This is a genomic window from Flavobacterium sp. AC267 (assembly GCF_979258715.1).
In genome coordinates this window covers 1,626,642-1,650,134 of the sequence record NZ_OZ409875.1, presented here as the reverse complement: position 1 = coordinate 1,650,134, position 23,493 = coordinate 1,626,642, and the positions used below count along the sequence as shown (strand labels likewise).

The window sequence follows — 23,493 nt, the reverse complement described above, 5'->3', positions numbered from 1 at the left end:
ATTAATATTAAAAATCTGCACTTAATCCAAACATCACTGTTCTTGCTTGTGGATATAAACCTAAGTCAATTCCTGAAGCCCAACCTGCATCATGTCCGAAACGAACATCCGGATCCATACCATCATATTTAGTAAAAGTGTATAAGTTATTTACTGCAACATAAAACTTCAGATTACTAATGAACTTAACATCCTTTAGTACTTCATTAAAGTTATAACCTACAGTTAAATTGTTGATTCTTAAATAATCTGCATTATGCATATAGATATCAGAGATCTCATTTGTATTTCTATTTGATACAGAACTTAAACGAGGCATTTTGTTTGAAGTTCCTTCTCCGTGCCAGCGATCAAAAACATCTGAAGTGTAATTTTGTTTTGGACTATCAGAAAATGATCTGTAAGACTGCATGATCTGCATTCCGTATTTTCCAGCCATTGTAGTGTTCAAATAAACATTTTTATATTCGAAGTTTAACTGGATACCCAATTGAAAATCTGGATTTGGATCTCCTAACATTGTTTTATCTTTTTCATCAATAACACCATCCTCATTTAAATCTACAAAACGAACATCTCCAGGACGCTGATCCGCAAAATAAGGCTGTCCATTTGGACCTACATATTCATTAACCTCTTGTTGGTTTTGCAAAATTCCAGCAGTTTTAAAGCCATAAAAGTATCCAATTGGGTAACCAATCTGCGCTCTAGACACTTCTGAAGTTCCTTGTGATAATACGTGACTTGGTCCATGAATGATACCATCGGCATTTGCAACCTTTGTAACCTTGTTTTTGTTTCTCTGCCCCACTTAGAGTAAGTCCGTATTTAAAGTCTCCAATCTTATCTTTCCAGCTTACCGAGATTTCAAAACCTTTATTTTCAATATCTCCACCATTGATGTAAGGTGGTGTTGCTCCAGATGTTCCTGGAGGTTTAGCTTCAACTAACCAATCCTTTGTTGTTTTGTTGTACCAATCGAATGTAATACCTAATCTAGAATCAAATAAACTTGCATCCAATCCGAAATCTAACTGTTCTGATGTCTCCCAAGTAACCGCCGGATTTGGTACTCTAGCAGGATATGATGTTGGCCCAGAAACAGGTTTTGTATCTCCAAAAAAGTATCCAGGAAAAGCATAAGCAATAGTAGAAGAGTAGATAAAAGCAGGAATAGCTTGATTACCATTCTGTCCCCAGCTTCCTCTTAATTTTAAGAAGTTTATTGTTTTGGAAGTACTAGACATAAAATCTTCTTTTGAAATAACCCATCCTGCAGATACTGATGGGAAATTACCATATTTATAACCCTCTCCAAAATTAGAAGAACCATCTCGACGAATAACAGCTGAAAGAAGGTATTTTTCTTTATAATCATATTGTGCTCTTGCAAAATAAGACATAAGACCACCACCGCCAGCGACAGAATCAAATCCAGAATTAGTAATATCTGCTATTGAAGTAGCGCCTTTAGTATTATTTATATATGCATATCTTGGGTCTCCAGGATATAAAAGTCCATTTCGAGAACCATTTAAATTTGTATTTTCTATATTTTTAAACTGTTCGATTCCGACAACAGCATTAATATTATGATTTCCAAATTGTTTTTGATACGAAACTGTATTTGTCCAAGTAGAATTTGCTCCAAAATAAGAATATTGAGAAGCACCATCAACTGAATCATTGTACAATACTCCTAAGTGATAAGTTGGGTTCATAGATCTTCCATTTCCAAACCAAGAATCTATACCAAAAACCGATTTAAATCTAAGATTAGCAACAGGTTCGATCTCTACAAAAGCATTTCCAGCAACTTTATAATCTTTAGGATAATTGTAGTTACTTCTGTAAAATAATACTGCCAACGGATTTGTTTGGGTTGTAGATAAACCATCTAAAGAGGGAGAAAAACCAAATTCATTTATATTTCTCTCAATAGCTGGTCGCCAATAAGCTGGCTGTAACGGATTCTGAGTGATTGCATTGTGCAAATCATTACCATAAATATTTCCATTAGATACACCTCTATTTTGAGAATTAGTAAAAGTTATATTCTCACCTACAGTTATAATACTATGGCTCTCATTTTTTTTCAAAACCATTTGAGTATTCATTCTTGCAGTAAGCCTTTTAAATCCAGCATCTACGATATTACCGCCAATAATACCATCTTGATCATAATAGGAAAGCCCAAATGAATAAGTAATATCTTCACTACCTCCTGTTATATTAAGTGCATGACTTACAACAGGCGCATCTTTTTTAGACATTTCATTAATCCAATTTGTACCTTTCCAACCATTTTGAAGGTTTTGCCAAATTTCGTTGCCGTATTGAGTACCAGCACCAGGATAATTGTTTTCTAAGAAAGTATTATTTGTCAATATTGCCTGCCAGTCGTTTGGAGCAAGTCCATCATTAACACGGCCTTCGTCCATAATGTACATGTATTCTTGTGCATTTAAAGGATCTACATTTTTATAAATGTTTTGAATACCATAAAAAGAGTCATAACTAATTCTAGCTGGTCTTCCTTTACGCCCTTTCACGGTAGTAACCAAAACAACACCATTTGCGGCTCTAGAACCGTAGATCGCGGCAGATGCGAGCATCTTTTAATACATCTAGAGACTCAATGTCTGAAGGGCTCAAATAATCAATATTCCCAACAGTTACACCATCTACGATATACAAAGGATCTGAATTTCCAACTGTACCCAATCCACGAATAGTAACTTTTGTTCCTGCACCTGGAGCACCACTATTTCTAGTAACACTAATACCTGGAGCAATACCTTGAAGAGCTTCCATCGCAGAACCTGTATTTAATTCCTTAAGTGTTTCTCCCTTAAAGTTTGAAGAAGCGCCAGTAATTAAAGCTTTCTTTTGTGTACCATATCCAATTACAACAACCTCATTTAAACTTTGAGAAGCTCCTGTTAGTACAACATTCAGCTTAGTTCGGCCATTTACGACTTCAGTAACCGTATTAAACCCTACGAAACTAATAATCAAAGTTCCGTTTGAAGGAACGCTGATCTGAAATTTCCCATCAAAATCAGAAGCAGTAGCTTTATTGGTTCCTTTTATCAAAACTGATGCCCCTGGGACGGGTAGTCCACTTTCGTCATTTACGATTCCAGTTACCGTCACATCTTGAGCAAATGCGATAACTGAAAACAGTAAAGACGAAACACAAAAAATAAGTAATTTTGTCAATTTCATTTTTCTAAAAATTTTGGTTAATTAATTAGTAATTTAATGCAATTATAATGTTAAATTTTAAGAAAGTAGAATTAAAATTCTTTACAAAAACACTTCAACATAAATATTATTACACTACAAAAACACAACATTTTTTATTTAATTAATTAATTTACTGTATTTTAGCTTTGATAAAATTTTGTTATAAAAATGTTAATTAAAAAAAACGTATATTACATTGCTTTAATATCAACTACATCGTTGTAAATTAAAAATAATTTAAAAAAATAGATTCATTCAGATTGAAAAATCAACAATAGAACAACATTATTAAGCATTTCTAATAAAAATACATTTAAAATTTTATGAAATTCATAGTTAGACCACTTACACTTGTATTACTATTTTTCATACAAAATATCAGTTTTTCACAAGTTAAGAACATTGGAATTCCCGATATTAAAAACTATAAAAGATCTGAATATAAAGGCGGCACTCAAAACTGGAGTATAGACCAAGATAAAAACGGAAATATCTACTTTGCCAACAACAGCGGTTTAATTCAGTTTGACGGTTCGAACTGGCACAAATATTCATTACCCAATAAATCTGAAATTAGAAGTTTAAAAATTGATCTTGCCGGCAGAATATTCGTTGGAGGAAATAACGAATTCGGATATTTTAAAATTGATGCAAAAGGTATCTTACAGTATCATTCGTTATACAATTTATTAAGTCCAATTGACAAAGAAAACATTAATCTTATCTGGAGAATTCATCTTTTTAATGGAGAAATCATCTTTCAATCTTTCTCAAAAGTATTTTTTCTAAAAAACGAAAAGATAACCACTTTAAATGCACCACATAAATTTCAGTTTTCATTTTTAGTAGATAATCACCTCTATTTTCAGGATAAAACTCTTGGTGTACTGGAATACAAAAACAGAAGATTAACCGCAGTAAAAGGCACAACTTTTTTTAACGATAAAGAAATATGGTCGCTTTTCCCAGCGCCCAATAATAGATTATTGTATGCAACTTTAGAAAAAGGTCTTTTTATATCTGAAAATGGTTCAATAAAACCTTGGACAACGGAAGCAAATGATTTTGTCAAAAAAAATACATCTCTCGGCGGATCTATCATAAAAAATAAATTTATAGTTCTAAATTCTGTCTTAGATGGCGCCATTATTTGTGATTTAAACGGAAAGATAATTCAGCATTTAAACAGGCAGAAAGGACTTCAGAATAACACAATCCTAGCTTCTTTTATTGACAATAAAAATAATATATGGCTTGGACTTGACAATGGTATTACGTTTATAAACGAAAACTCTCCATTTTCTTATTTTGATTACAGCTATAATATAGGAACCGTATATGCCTCAACAACATTTGAAGGTAATTTGTATGTGGCCACCAATCAAGGTTTATTCTATCATCCTTGGGAAAAATCTTTTAAAGACAGTCCGTTTACAAGGGTTGAAGGGACAATTTCTCAAGTTTGGAATATTCAGGTTTTAAACAATGTACTTGTTTGTGCCAGTAATAGCGGGGCTTTGGTAATTGAAAAAAATAGAGTTTCGAAAATATTAGATAATAAAGGATATTTCGGATTCAAAAAAATTCCGAATCATGAAAACTACATTATCGGAGAAAGCTATAACGGATTTTCTGTTTTCAAAAAATCTGCAACTGGTTACGACTATGTGCATCAAGTAAAAGGGTTTGATGAAACTACAAATAACTTTTCTGTAGAAATCGACGAAAATTATTTATGGCTCAAGAAAAATCCGTTTTTATATCAAGTTAAGTTATCAGACGACTTGAAGAGATTCGATTTTATGAAAAAATACACCAATATCTCCGAAAAATACAAAGGAGGAATAAACAGCTTACAAAACATTAATAACAAGGTTTATTTTCAAGTTAAAAATCATTTTTTCAGGTATTCTGTTGAACAAGAAGCTTTCTTTGAAGATAAAAAGATTACTGGGTTATTTAAAGGAATCCCAACTATCAATACATTAATTGAAGATCCTTACGGAAATTTATGGTACGCATTTAACGAATCTCTTGGAGTATTAGTCAAAAATCAAAATGGAACCTATGCTAAAAAACAAGCTATATTTTCAAATTTAACCGGTAATTTAGTAAACAACTATATATCAGTAAACACTATTGATCCTCAAAACATTTTTATCGGATTAACAGATCGTTTGACACATTACAACTCTACCGTACCCAATACATTCATGACGAAACCGAAAGCTTTTATTGAAAGTTTTTCTTTTCCTGGAGATACTATTTTGACAGGTAATTTAACTACTAAAACAGAATCGTACAGTATACCATATAAGTCCAACCGCGTAAAATTTACCTTTGCCTCGCCAACATACGAAAATCAAGAAAATGTAATGTACTCTTATAAATTGGAGCCTTTCGAAGAAAACTGGAGAGGCTGGTCTTCAACTTCAATAAAAGAATACACCAATTTGAGAGAAGGCAATTATGTTATGAAATTAAAGGCCCGAAACAGCTATGGTATCGAATCTAATATTTCCGAAGTTGAATTTACAGTTTCTCCACCATGGTACAGGCATTTCCTTGCTTACTTATTTTACCTTATCATGATTTTATTAGGAGCCTACATAATCTCTATTAGAATCAAACTGAAAATTAGAAAAAACAGGTATTACGAAACAATTGAACAACGAAGATTGTATTTAGAAAAAGAATCTAAGATCAGGCACGAACAGCATGATTTGGAAAAAGAAATCGAAAAACTAAAAAATGACAAACTTCAAATTAAGATCTTAGCAAAAGATAAAGAACTAGTAAATAATTCATTACAAGTTGTAAAAAAGAACAAAGTCTTAAACGGAATTATTCATAAACTTAAAGACATTGACACTAATATATTAGACGACAGCACTAAATCTGAGTTTAGCAAACTGCATAAAAGCATCGTAAAAGAAGTTAATACAGATAAAAGCTGGAAAGACTTAGAAAAGCACATTAAGAACGTTCATTTTGAGTTTTTAAAACGACTTAAAGGGCAATATCCAACTATTTCTCCAAGAGAACTAGACTTATCTACTTATTTATTAATGAATATGTCTACTAAAGAAATAGCCGAAATCATGAACATTTCAACGGGAGGAGTCGAACTCGCCCGTTACCGTTTGAGAAAGAAACTAGGTTTAAATAAGAAAGAAAACCTAATTGGATTCTTAATGACTATTTAAAAACAAAGCCATTTGACGTATCAAATGGCTTTGTTTTTTTTTATGAAATATATTCTAAAGTTCGCTCTAAAGCCATACCTCTAGAACCTTTTATTAAAATGATATTCGAATCGAATTTATATTTTTTTAGATATTCTGCTAATGAATCAAAGGTTTCAAAAAACAGTAAGTTATCTTTCTCAATCTGATTAGCATAAAACGCTTTTCCAATCAAAAAACATAATGCTTGAGTTTGTTCTGCCAAAGAATCAACAATAACTTTGTGTTCGTATAAGCTCTCATTTCCTAATTCAAACATATCGCCAAGAATCATAATTTTATTATTCTTATCCAATTGAAGAAAATTAGTAATTGCCACAGCCATACTACTTGGATTCGCATTATAAGCATCTAAAATAATCTCGTTTGAACCTTTTTGCATCATCTGAGATCTGTTGTTAGCAGGAATATAATTTTCTATAGCACTCTTAATATCGCTTTCTGAAACTTCAAAATATTTACCTATCGCAACAAGTTTGCATTGATATTGTTTGCATTGTAAAGTCCGATTAAGTGCGATTCAATTACAAAATTATCATAGTTAATGGCAACAAATGGGTTTGCATTTATTTCTTGAATATTTAAATCTGCTTTTTCCTTTTTCACACCAAAAGTAAAAGATTTAATACCTTTTGATTTCTCGATCTGAATAGCATCTTCAAGATTTACGAAAACAGTTTTTTGATTAGCATTCAAATATTGGTACATTTCACTTTTACCAGCAATCACACCTTCAACACCGCCAAAACCTTCTAAATGTGCTTTACCGAAATTGGTTATATAACCAAAATCTGGCTGTGCTATTTGGCACAAAAATTCAATTTCTTTCTGGTGGTTAGCGCCCATTTCTACAATTCCAATCTCGGTTTCTTTTGTAAAGGAAAGCGGCGTTAATGGAACTCCAATATGATTGTTTAAGTTACCGATTGTAGCTTTTGTTTTAAACTTTTTGGACAACACTACATTTATCAATTCTTTTGTTGTTGTCTTTCCATTACTTCCTGTCAATGCAACAATTGGCAGTCCTAAATAAGTACGGTGAAACTTGGCTAACTCTTGAAGTGTTTCTAAACTATTTTGAACCAAAATAGTTCTCTCATCAATAAAGTAAGATTCATTATCAATAACAACAAATAAAGCACCTAAATCCAAAGCTTCTTTAGCAAAAGTATTGGCATCAAAATTCTCTCCTTTAATAGCAAAAAACATTGAATTCTTTTCAATCTTCCTTGTATCTATAGAAAGAGAACTGCATTGTAAAAACAAGTTATGAATGTCTTGAATATTCATTTATAATTTTTTTAATAGATGATAAAAATAGAAAAAAAACAATAAAAAAAATCCAAATTCCAGACTGAATATGCGACTTTTGGAATTTGGAATTTTTTTATACTTGAATTTCTAAATCTTAGTTTCTAGGAGATTTTCTCTTTTCAGCTTTTGAACCAACTCTAGACATTGCACATCTGAAACCAATATAATCAGTTGCCATATCTTGAGGGAAATATCTTCTTTGAGCTGGATCTAACCAATATGCTCTATCTCTCCAAGAACCTCCTTTGTAAACTCTTACTTTATCATCGATTAAAGTAGTACGTTTACTAGAGTTATCATATTTTCTAATCATCTTACCTAAACTGTCTGTTGTAACATTATGTTTAGGAGAGTTGTACATTGCTTGATCAGTTTTAGATCCTGACTCAGAATCTCCAAAGTCAAAATATCTTGAAGATTGCTTATCACCATCTCTATAATTGATATTATCACTTGTACTGAAGTTTTGTCTTAAATACGTTTCTTGATCATCAACCGGAACCTGAGCAATTTCTCCAGGAAGGTTTCTAGCAACTACTTTACCATTACTTAAAGTATCATATTTGATAGATGTTGTTGAAACGATTTCAAGTTTACCGTCTTTACCAATTTTGTTTTTACCGTATTGATTACCTCTATAGTAGTTGAAATCATTTGCTTCATTATCAATAATAGGTCTGTAAACATCGGCAACCCATTCTGCAACGTTTCCTGCCATATCATAAAGACCGAAATCGTTTGGTGCATAACTCTTCACAGCATTTGTAATATCTGCTCCGTCATCTGACCATCCTGCAATTCCACCGTAATCACCGTTTCCTTGTTTAAAGTTAGCCAATTGATCACCTTTATTTTTACGTTTACTAGAACGTGTATAATCTCCAGACCAAGGATATTTCTTTTGTCCTTTATAGATATTATATTCTCTTTGTCCAACATCAGTTGCGTACTGCATACTCCCATTCTGCTTCAGTAGGAAGTCTGTATTCTGGTAAAATAATTCCAGAAGAACGTTGTGCATAAACATTTTTCTCTTCTGGTACTACACCATCTTTACCTGCTTTAGTTCTTTTTCCGTTTGGATTTTTCTTTAATACTAATTCTTCATTTCCACCATACGTTGTAGATGGAGAAGCTAAGTAAGCTTCAGTATTAAATAAACTTTCAGCACTAACGTCTTGCGTTTTAGCACCTTTTTTAAGATATCCGCTTTTTTCAAGAACAGCTTCGTTTACACGGTCAGTTCTCCATTTACTAAATTCAACAGCTTGAATCCAGTTAACACCAACTACTGGGTAGTTAGCATAAGATGGGTGTCTTAAATAGTTATTAGTCATCGTTTCGTTATAACCTAAACGATTTCTCCATACAAGGGTATCCGGAGATGCTCCTTCGTAAATATTTTTGTAATTTTCTTCCGTTGGCGGGAAAACTTTCTTTAACCATTCCAGGTATTCTAAGTACATACCGTTCGTAACTTCGGTTTCATCCATATAGAATGATTGAACGTGCTGTTGAGTTGGTGTGTTATTCCAATCATGCATAACATCATCCTGTACTTTACCCATAGTAAACGTACCTCCTTCAACAAAAACCAAACCAGGACCAGCCTGTTGTTTTTTCCCTGCATTTCTAGCGAGCAGTTCCATTCTGACTATCTACATCCCAGCCAGTTGCTCTAGAAGCTTGAGTGGAACTAGATTTTTTGCTACAACTAGCCGTGCCCAACATCAATACAATTGACATCATTAACGGCAAGGCTACAATTTTGTTTACTTTCATACTCATTCTTAGGTGATAAATTTAGGTGCTTTGCAATATAATAATTAACATTTAATTAGCAACATCTGTTCTAATAATTTTATTTTGCTGTTTTTTAGCAGAAAATAACCTTTAGTTACGAACGCAAAAATATACTTTTTATTATTTACTGTAACATGAAATACTATATTTTTACTTACTAATTATTTTTTAATTAAATTTCGCTTTTTAAACTAATGAAACAGGCAATACTCATCTATATTTTTCTGATCCCTATTCTTTCATTTTCTCAGCAAAATGGGAGTGTAACGATCAATTGGCAAAATAAGAAAGAGGTGAATTTCGGCGAAAATAAAATCACAATTCCGTATTTTGAAGGAAGCAGTTTTCGCTTTGATATGACAAAAAAAAGCATAACATTTCTCCAAAATATCACCCAGACAAACATTTCAAACAGCGGTTCGGTACAAATTAGCGAGCATAATTTACGAACAGGTTTCCAGAACTGACTTAGGAGATTTAGCAGTTGAAAACATTCCTGAGAAGACTAATGAATCTTTATTTATCACAAATTCCAGAGATTTAAAACAGGTTTTTCTTTTTTTATCTCCAATAATAAAAGAAGGAAATAGCTTTAAACGCATTAAATCATTTTCTTATTTTATAAATAGTTCAGTCGCAAAAACCGGCAGTACTTCATCTTTTCAAAAAGTGGTCGCGATTTCAAATTCTGTTTTGGCATCTGGAGACTGGTACCGATTTTACATTCAAAAATCAGGTGTTTATAAAATAAGCAGGTCGTTTTTACAAAGCCTTGGTTTTGATGCTTCTAAAACTGATCCGAGAAGAATAAAAATCTACGGAAACAGCGGCAGAATGCTTCCCCTTTCCAATAATTCATATTACCCAGATGATTTAACCGAAAATGCAATTCAAGTAATTGGCGAAAATGATGGAGTTTTCAACAACGAAGATTATATTCTTTTTTATGCTGAAGGAACAGAAAACTGGAACACTGAAAGCCAGACTAATATAAATCTATATGATACTAATTCCTATTATTACATAACCAGCACCGGAACTGAAGGAAAGAGAATTCAAAACTTAAATCAGCCAACAGCCAACAGCACATTAGAACTAAACACGTTTGATGACTATCAATTTCATGAAATCGATCAAAACAATATTGTTCACTTGGGCCGTCAATGGCTAGGAGAATCATTTGACATTAATCAAGAACAGGAGTTTTCATTTAGTTTCCCAAATCTTGACACTTCTATCCCAGTAAAAGTAGAAGTAAGAACAGCATCTGCCTCCTTTACCTCTACTTCATTTACAATTGCTGCAAATGGGCAAAATGTTGGAAACATAAGTTTTCCTTCCTTAATAACAAATTCCGACACTAAATACTATAATGGAAGCCTGCCATCCAACATAACATTTACAGGTACTGATAATATTAAAATAAAGCTTACTTATAATAATAATGGTGTTCCGGGATCAAAAGGCTATCTGGATTACATTAATTTAATTGCAAAACGAAGACTTCTAGGAACAGGCAAACAATTTCCATTTCAATATAGTGACGCGGGATCTGTGGCTGGGGTTGTTAATTACACATTTGGAAACGCATCTGGAGTAACTCAAATCTGGGATGTAACAGACCTATATAATGTATCAAAAATAGAAAATGCCAATCAGCCGACTTTTAGTTTTAAAGCTAATTTAGGAGAAGTTAGAAAATACATCGCAATTGATGCTTCTGATTATTACACTCCTTTAAAGGAAAATCAGTCTAAAATTGCAAATCAAAACTTAAAAGGCACCATTTTTAGAAACAGCCAAAATGCTTTTCAGGATATTGATTATGTAATCGTATCACCAAAATCCCTTCTTTCTCAAGCAGAAAGATTAGCCAGTTTTCATCGAACCAACTCGAACTTAAATGTAAAAGTGGTTTCACTAGAGAATATCTATCAGGAATTCTCTTCGGGAAAACAAGATATTGCGGCGATCAGGAATTTTGTCAAGTATATTTATGATAATGCTTCTTCTTCGGATAAAAGAATCAAATATTTAAATTTATTCGGCGATGCGTCCTATGATTACAAAGACCGAATTTCCAACAATACCAATATCGTACCTATATATCAATCGCTAACAAGTAATACCGTTGGAGAAGCTGGATTCGCTTCTGATGATTTTTTTGGGCTTATGGATGCAAATGAAGGAATTGTATCCTATCCTTTCAGCGGTATTGATATTGCCGTTGGACGTATGTTAGTTTCAGATAACGCGCAGGCTCAGGAAATGGTTAATAAAGTTTTAGAATATCATGATGCAAAATCATACGGAAACTGGCGAAATAATTTTGTTTTAATCAGCGATGATTCTGACACATCTGGAGACGAAACACTACAGTCCCGTCAAAATTCCCTTGCAGATGTAATTGCCACCGAAAAGCCTTTTTTTAATATCGAAAAAATACTGCTGGACGCTTACACCCAAGAAGCTTCTGCCGGCGGAGCCAGATACCCAAAAGCAAGAACCGATTTTTTTAATGCTTTTGAAAAAGGCGCATTAATCTTTAATTATTTAGGACATGGTGGCGAAGACGGATTGGCGAGTGAGCGAATTTGGGAAAAATCAGACAGTCAAAACCTAAACAATCAATACAAATATCCTTTATTTATTACCATTACTTGTGAATTTTCGAGATTCGACGATCCAACAAGACCTACAGCCGGCGAATATGTTTTTTGGAATCCAAAAGGAGGCGCGATTTCGATGCTGACAACAATTCGAGAAATCGGACAGCCAAACGCAGAGGACTTTAATGACATTCTCAGCAAAAATCTTCTTGCGTACGGTTCCAACCAATACAACAGCATCGCAGAGTCTTTAAGAGTTTCTAAAAACGAAAGACCAAGTTCTGCCAGTAATGTTGTTGTATATATAGGTGACCCCGCCTTAATGCTTGCCATACCAAAACCTCGAATTAATTTAACAAAAGTAAATGATATTGCCATTTCGCGACCGATACCAGATTTAAAATCATTATCAAAAATTAAAATATCAGGAGAAATTACAGACGAAAACAATACTCTTTTAAGCAATTATAACGGAGAATTAGCAACTGCTATTTTTGATAAAATGATCACAAATTCAACGTTAAACAATGACGGCTTCAGCCCTCCTATACAATTCAAAACTTTAGGAGAAACGATTTTTAGAGGAAATGCATCTGTAACCAACGGGCAATTTGAATTTAGCTTTGTTGTTCCAAGAGATATTCGTATCCCGGTTGACAATGGAAGAATCAGTTTTTACTCGAAAAAAAATGAAGTTTTAGAAAATCAAACAGGACATAATAACATCATTAAAATTGGAGGAATTAACGAAAATGCACCTCAAGACAATATAAGTCCGAAAGTTAAGTTATATATGAACGATGAAACTTTTGTATCTGGCGGAATCACAAACGAATCCCCATTTCTTTTAGCCTTTTTAGAAGACGAAAACGGAATTAATACAGCAAGCGGAATCGGACATGATATCATAGCAATTTTGGATGGAGACGTAAGTAATCCTTATATTTTGAATGATTATTATCAAACAAAATTAGATGATTATACAAATGGAAATCTGCGTTTCCCTTTTAGGAATTTAGCGCCAGGTTTACACACAATAAGTTTTACCGCTTGGGACGTATATAATAATCCGGTTACCAGCGAGATTCAATTTACAGTTGTTGGAGACGAATCCTTGACATTATCACACGTTCTTAATTATCCAAACCCTTTTTCAACTTACACCCAATTTTGGTTCTCACACAACAGACCCTATGAACCTTTGGAAGTACAAGTACAGGTAATGACTATTACTGGAAAAGTAGTTTGGACAAAAAATCAAACTATAACAACAGAAGGATTTTTATCACGAGATATAACGTGGGATGGTAAAGATGATTTTGGAGACAGAATCGGAAAAGGAGTGTACATTTATAAGCTTACGGTAAAATCAAATTTGACAAATAAAAAAGCAGAAAAATACGAAAAGCTTGTCATCCTATAATATTCTATATATTTGCACCACCAAAACATTAGTCCCATAAATGAAAAAAATAGCACTATTATTAATTTGTTTTTTTATTTTCTACAGTACAAAGGCTCAGGATTCACGACCTATTGTAACTGGAGTTCCTTTTTTACTAGTAGCGAGCAGATGCTAGAAGCAAGCAGGTTTAGCTGACCAAGGTGTCGCTACTTCTGCCGACGTTTTCTCTCAACAATGGAATCCTGCAAAATATGCATTCGCAGAAGATGCTCAAGGTCTTTCTATTAGTTACACACCTTATTTAACAGATCTTGCCAACGACATTTCACTAGGTCAGGTAACGTATTACAACAAAATCAATGAAAAAAGTGCTTTCGCTGGAAGTTTCCGCTATTTTGGTTTTGGAGGAATTGAGTTAAGATACACAGGAGATCCCAACGAAGCAGTAAGAGAAGTAAATCCAAATGAATTTGCCTTAGATGGATCTTATTCATTAAAATTAAGTGAAAAATTCTCGATGGCTGTTGCCGGTCGTTTTATAAATTCGAATCTAAAAGTTGCCTCTGAAGAAGTTGACGCAACTTCAGCAAGTTCTTTTGCTGTTGATGTAGTCGCCTTTTATCAATCGGAAGAAATCGCCTATCAGGATTTCAACGGTAGATGGAGAGCCGGAATTAACTTTCAGAACCTAGGCCCGAAAATAAGTTACGATAACGATGATGTAAGCAGAAACTTTTTACCTGCTAATTTAAGATTAGGAGGAGGTTTTGATTTTATTTTTGACGATTACAACAAACTTACTTTAAGCGCTGAACTTACAAAACTTTTAGTTCCAACTCCTCCAGGCATTGGAACAGCAGTAGATGTAAATGGCGATGGAGATTTTGATGATCCAGAAGATATATCGCGACAAGAAGCTACAGATATTGGTTATAGAAACTATAATGACATTGGCTGGTTTCAAGGAATATTCAAATCTTTTGGAGACGCTCCTGGCGGACTTAGCGAAGAAATAAAAGAAGTTACCTATAGTGTTGTTGCCGAATATATGTATCAAGATTCATTTGCAATGCGTTTAGGATATTATCACGAAAGCCCAGAAAAAGGTGCAAAACAATTTTTCTCTTTAGGAGCAGGATTTAAATACAACATCATGAAAATTGATGTATCTTATTTATTCTCGGCATCAAAAATAAAAAACCCTTTAGAAAACACACTTCGTTTCTCTTTAACGTTTAATTTTGGAGACAAATACGAAACGTACTAAAGAAATAGCATTAAAATAAAAATAATACAATCCAAATTCCGTCATTTTAGGAATTTGGATTTTTTTTCCCATAAAAACAGATGAAAGAATTCAATATAACAACTTCATTTACAACATTTGATAATTTGAATGAACTTCCAGAAGAAATTCAGGATTTAATGAATCAAGCAGTCGAAATTAGAAAAAAAGCTTACGCACCTTATTCAAAATTTAGAGTTGGCGCGACCTTACTTTTAGATAATGGAAAAATTGTTTTAGGTTCCAACCAGGAAAATGCGACATATCCATCTGGACTTTGTGCAGAAAGAGTCGCGATTTTTCACGCAGGAAGTATTTATCCAGATGCCAAAATAATAAAAATGGCAATTACAGCGACTTCTGACACCAATCAGACAACTGCCCCTATTCCGCCATGCGACTCTTGCCGACAATCAATTGCAGAATACGAGATAAAGCAAGAAACACCAATTGAAATCTATTTTATGGGCGAAATTGGCGAAGTTTATAAATCTTCATCATTGAAAAATTTACTCCCTTTGATGTTTGACAAAAAGTTCTTGTAAAAAAAAGCCAAAAAGTAGTCATTAAATTTTAGTTCTTAAATGTAATGTCTTATTTTTGCATCCCGACCTTTCGGGCGCAAATTTGTGGGAGGAAACTATTTTGCGTTACAGGCACAATAATCGATAACACAAACAACTTTAGCAAAAGAAAGAATTCAGATGAAAGAAGTTACAAAAGAGGTATATTTAAAGTGGTATGAGGACATGTCGCTTTGGAGAAAGTTTGAAGACAAACTTGCGGCGTTATACATTCAACAAAAAGTTAGAGGTTTTCTACACCTATATAATGGTCAAGAAGCTGTATTAGCTGGTGCACTGCACGCTATGGATTTGACCAAAGATAAAATGATTACTGCTTACAGAAACCACGTTCAACCAATTGGTATGGGAGTTGATCCTAGAAACGTAATGGCAGAACTTTTAGGAAAAGCAACAGGAACTTCTAAAGGTATGGGAGGTTCTATGCACATTTTCTCTAAAGAGCACCGTTTTTACGGAGGTCACGGAATCGTAGGTGGACAAATTCCAGTTGGAGCTGGTTTAGCTTTCGCTGATAAATATTTCAACACTGGCGGTGTTACCATGACTTATTTTGGTGACGGAGTCGCAAGACAAGGTTCTTTACACGAAGCTTTCAATATGGCTATGTTGTGGAAATTACCAGTTGTATTTATCGTTGAAAACAACGGTTACGCAATGGGAACTTCTGTTGAAAGAACTGCAAACCACACTGACATCTGGAAATTAGGTTTAGGTTATGAAATGCCTTGCGGACCTGTTGACGGAATGAACCCAGTAAAAGTTGCTGAAGCTATGCACGAAGCTATCGAAAGAGCGCGCCGTGGTGACGGACCAACTTTCCTTGAAATGAAAACGTACCGTTACAGAGGACACTCTATGTCTGATGCACAATTATACCGTTCGAAAGAAGAGGTTGAAGAATACAAAAAAATCGATCCAATTACGCAAGTTCTTGATGTAATTAAAGATCAAAAATATGCTACAGACGAAGAAATTGAAGTAATTGACCAAAGAGTTAAAGACTTAGTTGAGGAATGCCAGAAATTCGCGGAAGAATCTCCATACCCAGACTTACAACAATTATACGATGTAGTATACGCACAAGAAGACTATCCATTTACACCTCATAAACTATAATTAATTATGGCTATTAAAGTAACAATGCCTCGTTTGAGCGATACTATGACGGAAGGAACGGTAGCGACTTGGTTAAAAAAAGTAGGCGACAAAATTAGCGAAGGAGATATCCTTGCTGAAATTGAAACAGACAAAGCAACAATGGAGTTCGAATCTTTTAACGAAGGAACTCTTTTACATATCGGAATTCAAGCTGGAGAAACTGCTCCAGTTGATTCATTATTAGCAATCATTGGTAAAGAAGGAGAAGATATTTCTGCTCTTTTAGCTGGTGGTGACGCTCCTCTTGCTAGTTCCGAAGCTTCGGAACCAAAAGCAGAAACCAAAGAAGAAGCACCTGTCTGCTGAAGCTAAAACAGAAAATGCTTGCTCCTGCAAAAGCTGCAACTGAATTACCAAAAGGTGTCGTAGTTGTAACTATGCCTCGTTTGAGTGATACAATGACGGAAGGAACTGTAGCAACGTGGTTGAAAAAAGAAGGAGATGCTGTGGCTGAAGGAGATATTTTAGCAGAAATTGAAACAGACAAAGCTACTATGGAGTTTGAGTCTTTCAATGCTGGAACTTTATTATACATTGGAATTCAAGAAGGAAACACTGCTCCAGTTGACAGCTTATTAGCTATCATTGGACCTGCAGGAACTGATATTTCTGGAATTGCTGACAACTATACTGCCGGAGGCGCTGCAACTGCTCCCGAAGCTTCGGGACCTGCCGCAGAAGAAACAAAAGCTCGCTCCTCTTTGCTGAAAAAGCAACTGAAGCAACTGCTGACACTTCATCAAATGGAGGAAGAATTTTAGCTTCACCTTTAGCTAAAAAAATCGCTTCTGACAAAGGAATTCAATTAAACCAAGTTAAAGGATCTGGAGAAAACGGACGTATCGTAAAAAGCGATATCGAAAACTTTACTCCTGCAGCTCAAGCACAGCCAGTTGCAAAATCTGACGCTAAGCAAGAAGCATCTGCTCCTGTTGCACCAAAAGTATTTGTTCCTGCTGGAGAAGTTTACACAGAAGAGATCAAAAACTCTCAAATGCGTAAAATTATCGCTAAACGTTTAGCAGAATCTTTATTTACTGCACCTCACTACAACTTAGTGATCGAAGTAAGTATGGACGAAGCTATGGGCGCAAGAGCGACAATCAATACCGTTCCAGATACAAAAGTATCTTTCAACGATATGGTAATTAAAGCTTGTGCTTTAGCATTGAAAAAACACCCAAAAATCAACTCTCAGTGGAAAGAAGATGCTATTATCATCAACCACCACGTAAATATTGGTGTTGCTGTAGCAGTTGAAGATGGATTAGTTGTTCCTGTATTGAAATTTACAGATGCTATGAGTTTATCTCAAATTGGTGCTTCAGTAAGAGATCTTGCAGGAAGAGCTAAAAACAAAAAACTTGGACCACAAGAAATGGAAGGAAGTACTTTTACAGTATCTAACCTTGGTATGTTTGGTATCACTGAATTTAATTCAATTATCAACCAGCCAAACTCTGCTATCCTTTCTGTAGGTGCAATTGTTGAAAAACCAGTAGTTAAAAACGGTCAAATCGTAGTTGGAAACACAATGATGTTATCATTAGCTTGTGACCACAGAACAATTGATGGTGCAACTGGCGCTCAATTCTTACAAACATTAAAACAATACATCGAAAGTCCAGTTACAATGTTGGCATAATTTTCAAATGTCAGCCCGAGAAAAATCAAGGCAGACTGAATGAAAATCGATAGTTATATTTAATAAAATCCCGTTTTGTTTATTCAAAACGGGATTTTTTGTTTAATTTTCATCTTCAAATTCAATACTTCATAAAATGAAAAAACTAATCCTTGTCGCTTTATTTCTTACAGCTATTGCCTGTCAGAAAAAAGATCAAGCAACAAAACCAACAGCTGTCATAGATGAACACAGCTACTCTAAACCAGAACTTGCCGTGGCAAAACATCTTGATCTGGACATCAAAGTTGATTTTGACACGCAGACTATTTCAGGAAAAGCGTCTTGGACAATCGACAACATCAGCAAAGGAAACGAAATCATTTTCGACGAAAACACTTTAAATATCACAAAAGTAACTTTGGGCGATGAAGAAAAAGAAACCAAATTTGAGCTTGGCGCGACCACTGAATTTCATGGAAAACCGCTTCATATCACTATTGAACCAAATACTACTAAAGTAAACATTTACTACAACACCACTAAAGAGGCTGTAGCATTACAATGGCTTACACCAGAACAAACTGCAGATAAAAAGAAACCATTTTTATTTTCGCAGGGAGAAAGTGTTTGGTCTCGCACTTGGATTCCTTGTCAGGATTCGCCGGGAATTCGATTTACTTATAATGCAAAAGTTACAGTTCCTAAAGATTTATTGGCTGTAATGAGCGCTGTGAATCCGCAGAAGAAAAATGATACTGGAGTTTATACTTTTAAACAAGACAAAGCAATTCCGTCTTATTTAATGGCAATTGCAGTTGGAGATATCGAATTTCAATCTATTGACAACAGAACGGGAGTTTATGCAGAACCGTCGATGCTGAAAAAATCGGCTTGGGAATTTGCAGAACTTGGAAAAATGGTTCTTCGCGACCGAAAAATTATACGGACCTTATCGCTGGGGACGTTATGATGTATTGGTTTTACCTCCAAGTTTTCCTTATGGCGGAATGGAAAATCCAAACTTAACATTTTTAACTCCAGGAGTTATTGCTGGAGATCGCTCACTAACCAGTTTATTAGCACATGAATTAGGCCACAGCTGGAGCGGAAACTTAGTAACCAACGCAACTTGGGATGATATTTGGTTAAATGAAGGTTTTACTACTTATGTAGAACACCGCATTGGAGAAGCTATTTTTGGAAAGAAAGAATTTGAAATGCAAAACGTTATTACAAGAAAAGAGTTAGTTGATAATGTTGCTGAATATGGAGAAACAAGTCCTGACACAAGGTTAAAAGTATCTTTAACAGGTAGAAATCCAGATGACGGAATCAGCATGATTCCGTATGTAAAAGGTTATGCTTTTTTAAGAGTAATTGAAAATGCCGTTGGACGTGAAAAATTTGATGTTTTCATTAAAAATTATTTCGATGCACACGCTTTTAAATCGATCACTACAGAAGATTTCGTAAAATATTTAAATGAAAACCTCATTAAAGGAGACAAAACTTTAGCAGACAAAATCAAAGTGGAAGACTGGATTTACAAACCTGGAATTCCATCAAACATTACTCCTGTAAGTTCAGCTGATTTTGATGCTATTGACAAAATCCAAAAAAGCTGGAGAGAAACCGGCGTAAAAGGTTTAAGTCAAAAAATTACAACGACTGCAGAAAAACAGCATTTTATAGACCATCTTCCTGCTGACATCACAGCAAAAGAAATGGAAGCTATTGACAGTGAATTCAACTTTACAAAAGGTGGAAACTTCATTATTAAACGCCAATGGTTTGTTCAGGCATTAATTCACCAATACAAACCAGCTTATCCTGCAATTGAACAATTTTTAATTGGCATAAGCAGAACTGGATCTGTAATGATGCTTTACAAAGAAATGGTTAAAACTCCCGAAGGAAAAACATGGGCTAAACAAATCTTTGAAAAAGCGAAATCTGGATATCATGCTACAACTGTTCAGGCTGTTGAAGGTATTTTGAAATAATTTTTTTTAAGAAAATAATTTTAAAAACAGGCTGTTCCCAAGGAACAGCCTGTTTTTTTTGCGTCTTATTTGTCATTGCAAACAAAAATAAACGAAAAAGGCTCTTATGAAAATTACATTAGCCCAGATTGAAGTGGAAAGCCCGGAATTCAAAACCCTTATTTTTCTTGCCAGAAAACAGCGACCAACGGAAGCTCGTTTTATGGTTTAGAAAAATAAGGGTTTTGAGTGAGGACTTGAAACGGAAAGCTGGATTAGCTCCCGAAAAAATCCTAAAATTTTATCCCAAAATAAAGAGAGGGAAAATTGTCCATCACATAGCGTACATTCTCCATGTTCTAAGATCTGTAATCGTCGCACCTTTGTAATGTCAAAAGACAACAACAAATAATAACAATTAAAAAATTAAATACAATGACACGATTAACAGCATTAAACCCAGAAGAAGTAACAGGAAAAACTAAAGATTTATTCAACGCTGTACAAGCAAAATTAGGTGTAGTTCCGAACATGATGAGAACAATGGGGAATTCTCCAGCAGTTTTAGAAGGATATTTAAATTTGAGCGGCGCGTTGAGCCATGGAAAACTAAATGCAAAAACAGGTGAATTAATTGCTTTAGCTGTTTCAGAAAGTAATTCATGTGATTATTGTTTAGCGACTCACACTTTTATTGGAGAAAAACTAGTTAAAGCTGATCCAGCGGTTTTACACGCGACAAGAACAGGAAATTCTACTGATGCTAAAACAGAAGCGATTTTACAACTAGCTAAAACATTAATCAGTAAAAATGGTTTGGTAAATGATGAAGATGTAAACAAAGCTAAAAATGCAGGAGTATCTGATGCTGAAATTGCTGAAACTGTTGCTCATGTTGCTTTAAATGTTTTGACAAACTATTTCAACAATTTGGCTAATACTGAAATCGACTTTCCAGCAGTATAATTAAAAAACACAAAGTCACTATAACAAAAAACAATTTATAAGGATAGTTGTGAATCTAGTTCATGACTATCTTTATATTTTTAAAAATGCGACAAGATATGAGTTCTCAAAATGTTTTCACTTTAATAAATCCGCAAAACGGTAATTTGGCTTTCAAAATTCTTCCTTTTGACGACAATAGCCATTTTGATCATTTACAGCGAAATAATTATTACTCTTTAATTTGGGTTACCAAAGGAAAAGGCAAAGTAAAAGCTGATTTTGCAGAGCATCAATTTGAAGAAAACTCACTTCTCGCCTTTTCACCTTATCAGCCTTTTATGCTTTGCGTAGACGAACCCATTGAAGGAATTGCAATTCATTTTCATCCTGATTTCTATTGTATCCACATGCACCAAAAAGAAGTTTCCTGCAATGGTGTTTTGTTCAATAACATATATCAGCCTCCTTATGTTATTGTGACAGAGCAGGCGACTCAAACCTTTAAAATGGTTTTGGATCAGATGAAAGCGGAAATTCAAAACGCAGAATTAGCACAATATGAATTACTTATTTCGTATTTAAAAATCTTTTTGATTACAGCTTCTCGATTAAAAACAGAACAATTAGAGCAAATGAAATCGGTTCCAGATTCTAAAGAACCTGTTATTCTTCAAAACCTAAAAGACGCCATCGAACTCAATTTTAAAACCAAACATTCTGCTGGAAATTATGCCGACTTATTAAACATTTCGCCAAAAGCATTAGCAAAAATTTCCAAGAATTATTTCAACAAAACGTTAACCGATTTAATTTCGGAAAGAATAATTATTGAAGCCAAAAGAGAATTATATCTGACAAATAAAACGGTTAAGGAAATTGCATACGAATTAGGCTATGATGACGAACATTATTTCAGCCGATTTTTTAAGACCAACGCAGATGTTTCTCCTCAATTTTATCGCGAAACTGTGGGATTTGGAAAAATGGAAGCTTAATTTTTGTTCTTAGCTTCAATCCATTTTGACATATACATGGTGCTTTTATAAGCATGATCTTGCAATAAATTGCCCATAAAATTATGAAGTCGATGATTTTCAGAATTAATCAGTAATTCATTTACCAAGTCAATTAATTTAGTTGAATAATTATCTTTTTGATAGCATTTGTTGATGATTGAAACTCCATTTTTTTGAGATTTTTTCCAGAGATTTTCATCTTGATAAAGTACAACTGCTTTTTTTGCAAATTCTTCCGCATCATTTTCAATAAAACCATTCCAAGGTAAATCTGCATGCATAGATTCAGAACCAATTGAAGTTGTTACACTTGGCGTTCCGCATTGCATTGCCTCCAACAACTTTCCTTTCAAACCTGCGCCAAAACGAATTGGCGCCAAAACAACTCTGGCATTTCTAACCACTTCATTAGCATCTTCTGCCCTTCCTTTTATAAAAAAACCATTTTTAGGCTGATGCAATTGCAGTACTTTTTGCGAAGGATAAGCACCATAAACTTCCAAAACAGCTTCAGGAAAATCTTTTTTTAGAAAAGGCCAAATTGATTCTTTAAGATACTGAACGGTATTCCAATTGGGTTCATGAAGAAAATTTCCAATGAAAACAAAATTTTTCCGATCTTCAAATAAAGGCAATTCTAAAAGATCTTCTTCAATCATTTTTTCAACCAAAAATGGAAGATAAAAAAGCAGTTCTTCATTTATTTTGAAAACATCTTTGAGAATATTCATTTCAAATTCTGAAATAATCAAAGACAAATCACAACGCAGAACACTTGCAATTTCTCGCTTTGCAACTTCTTCAGACAACAAATCAATTATTTCAAATTTTCTATTTTCTTTAAATGCCTTTTGTCTTGCTGTGCGCAAACAATGCAAATCTTCGGTATCTAAGATTCTGATAGGCGCAGGACATTGCTCAATTACGCGCCATCCAAATTGCTCTTCAATCATAAAACGATCAAATAAAACAACATCTGGATTTAATTCTGAAATAAAATTATCAAAACTTGAAGAATTAAGTTCGATACTTTTTTTAATTACCCCAAATTCAAATAAATCGACCATAAAATCACTGTCCTGTCTAGCGCTTGCAAATGTAATTTCGAATCCGTTTTGTTTGAATATCGAAATCAACTGCATCATCCTCCCGCCGAGTCGCCGAAGAATTTGGCTCAGGCCAGACAAACCCAATTATTAAAAGTTTTTTTTTCTGATTCATGGTAATTTATTTCAACTTACAAAATAATGCTTTTTTCAGCGCAA

Annotated in this window: 12 protein-coding genes and 6 pseudogenes; 12 read left to right on the top strand and 6 right to left on the bottom strand. The window is 34.1% G+C overall.

The window, feature by feature from the left end:
- Positions 1–7: 7 nt before the first annotated feature.
- The 3 genes from ACZZ95_RS08530 to ACZZ95_RS08520 are packed head-to-tail and all read right to left on the bottom strand — an operon-like array spanning position 8 to position 3,228.
- Entirely contained in the window at positions 8–715 is a 708-nt protein-coding gene (locus tag ACZZ95_RS08530; RefSeq protein WP_463468717.1) for a hypothetical protein, read from the bottom strand.
- Positions 708–2,615 carry a SusC/RagA family TonB-linked outer membrane protein gene (locus tag ACZZ95_RS08525; RefSeq protein ID WP_463468716.1) on the bottom strand — a complete coding sequence of 636 codons (1,908 nt, stop codon included), beginning with the start codon at positions 2,613–2,615 and terminating at the stop codon, positions 708–710. The genes ACZZ95_RS08530 and ACZZ95_RS08525 overlap by 8 nt, the downstream gene beginning before the upstream one ends.
- On the bottom strand, positions 2,584–3,228 hold the full coding sequence (locus tag ACZZ95_RS08520; protein WP_463468715.1) for a carboxypeptidase-like regulatory domain-containing protein: 645 nt from the start codon (positions 3,226–3,228) through the stop codon (positions 2,584–2,586). Before ACZZ95_RS08520 ends, ACZZ95_RS08525 begins: the two co-directional genes overlap by 32 nt.
- Before the next feature lie 344 nt (positions 3,229–3,572).
- Between ACZZ95_RS08520 and ACZZ95_RS08515 the strand changes: the two genes are divergently transcribed.
- Positions 3,573–6,455 carry a helix-turn-helix and ligand-binding sensor domain-containing protein gene (locus ACZZ95_RS08515; protein ID WP_463468714.1) on the top strand — a complete coding sequence of 961 codons (2,883 nt, stop codon included), beginning with the start codon at positions 3,573–3,575 and terminating at the stop codon, positions 6,453–6,455.
- A 40-nt stretch (positions 6,456–6,495) separates the two neighbouring features.
- Here the strand turns inward: ACZZ95_RS08515 and ACZZ95_RS08510 are convergent.
- Positions 6,496–7,784 (bottom strand): annotated as a pseudogene (locus tag ACZZ95_RS08510) (UDP-N-acetylmuramoyl-tripeptide--D-alanyl-D-alanine ligase).
- A 118-nt stretch (positions 7,785–7,902) separates the two neighbouring features.
- Positions 7,903–9,590 (bottom strand): annotated as a pseudogene (gene gldJ, locus ACZZ95_RS08505) (gliding motility lipoprotein GldJ).
- A 215-nt stretch (positions 9,591–9,805) separates the two neighbouring features.
- Between gldJ and porU (ACZZ95_RS08500) the strand changes: the two are divergent.
- The 11 genes and pseudogenes from porU (ACZZ95_RS08500) (at position 9,806) to ACZZ95_RS08450 (ending at position 22,207) form a co-directional block, all read left to right on the top strand.
- Positions 9,806–10,078, top strand: a complete 273-nt coding sequence (porU, locus tag ACZZ95_RS08500) for a type IX secretion system sortase PorU, long form (protein WP_463468713.1) — start codon at positions 9,806–9,808, stop codon at positions 10,076–10,078.
- Positions 9,999–10,169, top strand: a pseudogene (locus tag ACZZ95_RS08495) (hypothetical protein); the annotation flags it as partial. The gene porU (ACZZ95_RS08500) and the pseudogene ACZZ95_RS08495, both read left to right, overlap by 80 nt.
- Positions 10,170–10,280: 111 nt before the next feature.
- The gene (gene porU / locus ACZZ95_RS08490) at positions 10,281–13,643 is read left to right on the top strand and encodes a type IX secretion system sortase PorU (RefSeq protein WP_463468712.1); all 3,363 of its coding nucleotides are present in this window, start codon (positions 10,281–10,283) and stop codon (positions 13,641–13,643) included.
- A 40-nt stretch (positions 13,644–13,683) separates the two neighbouring features.
- A pseudogene (gene porV / locus ACZZ95_RS08485) lies at positions 13,684–14,892 on the top strand (type IX secretion system outer membrane channel protein PorV).
- 80 nt (positions 14,893–14,972) lie between these two features.
- A complete protein-coding gene (locus ACZZ95_RS08480) occupies positions 14,973–15,455 on the top strand; it encodes a cytidine deaminase (RefSeq protein ID WP_463468711.1) in 483 nt (160 codons plus the stop codon).
- Between the two features lie 159 nt (positions 15,456–15,614).
- Positions 15,615–16,613, top strand: a complete 999-nt coding sequence (gene pdhA / locus ACZZ95_RS08475) for a pyruvate dehydrogenase (acetyl-transferring) E1 component subunit alpha (protein ID WP_463468710.1) — start codon at positions 15,615–15,617, stop codon at positions 16,611–16,613.
- Positions 16,614–16,619: 6 nt separating this feature from the next.
- A pseudogene (locus tag ACZZ95_RS08470) lies at positions 16,620–18,300 on the top strand (dihydrolipoamide acetyltransferase family protein).
- A gap of 136 nt (positions 18,301–18,436) precedes the next feature.
- Positions 18,437–19,252: a gluzincin family metallopeptidase gene (locus ACZZ95_RS08465; RefSeq protein WP_463468709.1), complete on the top strand. Its 816-nt coding sequence runs from the start codon at positions 18,437–18,439 to the stop codon at positions 19,250–19,252.
- Positions 19,182–20,285: a leukotriene A4 hydrolase C-terminal domain-containing protein gene (locus ACZZ95_RS08460; protein WP_463468708.1), complete on the top strand. Its 1,104-nt coding sequence runs from the start codon at positions 19,182–19,184 to the stop codon at positions 20,283–20,285. Before ACZZ95_RS08465 ends, ACZZ95_RS08460 begins: the two co-directional genes overlap by 71 nt.
- 414 nt (positions 20,286–20,699) lie before the next feature.
- A complete protein-coding gene (locus ACZZ95_RS08455; protein WP_463468707.1) occupies positions 20,700–21,230 on the top strand; it encodes a carboxymuconolactone decarboxylase family protein in 531 nt (176 codons plus the stop codon).
- Between the two features lie 86 nt (positions 21,231–21,316).
- Positions 21,317–22,207 (top strand): helix-turn-helix domain-containing protein, encoded by an 891-nt coding sequence (locus tag ACZZ95_RS08450; RefSeq protein WP_463468706.1) that lies wholly within the window; start codon positions 21,317–21,319, stop codon positions 22,205–22,207.
- Here the strand turns inward: ACZZ95_RS08450 and ACZZ95_RS08445 are convergent.
- Positions 22,204–23,449: pseudogene (locus ACZZ95_RS08445) on the bottom strand (glycosyltransferase). The gene ACZZ95_RS08450 and the pseudogene ACZZ95_RS08445 overlap by 4 nt on opposite strands.
- Between the last annotated feature and the right edge of the window lie 44 nt (positions 23,450–23,493).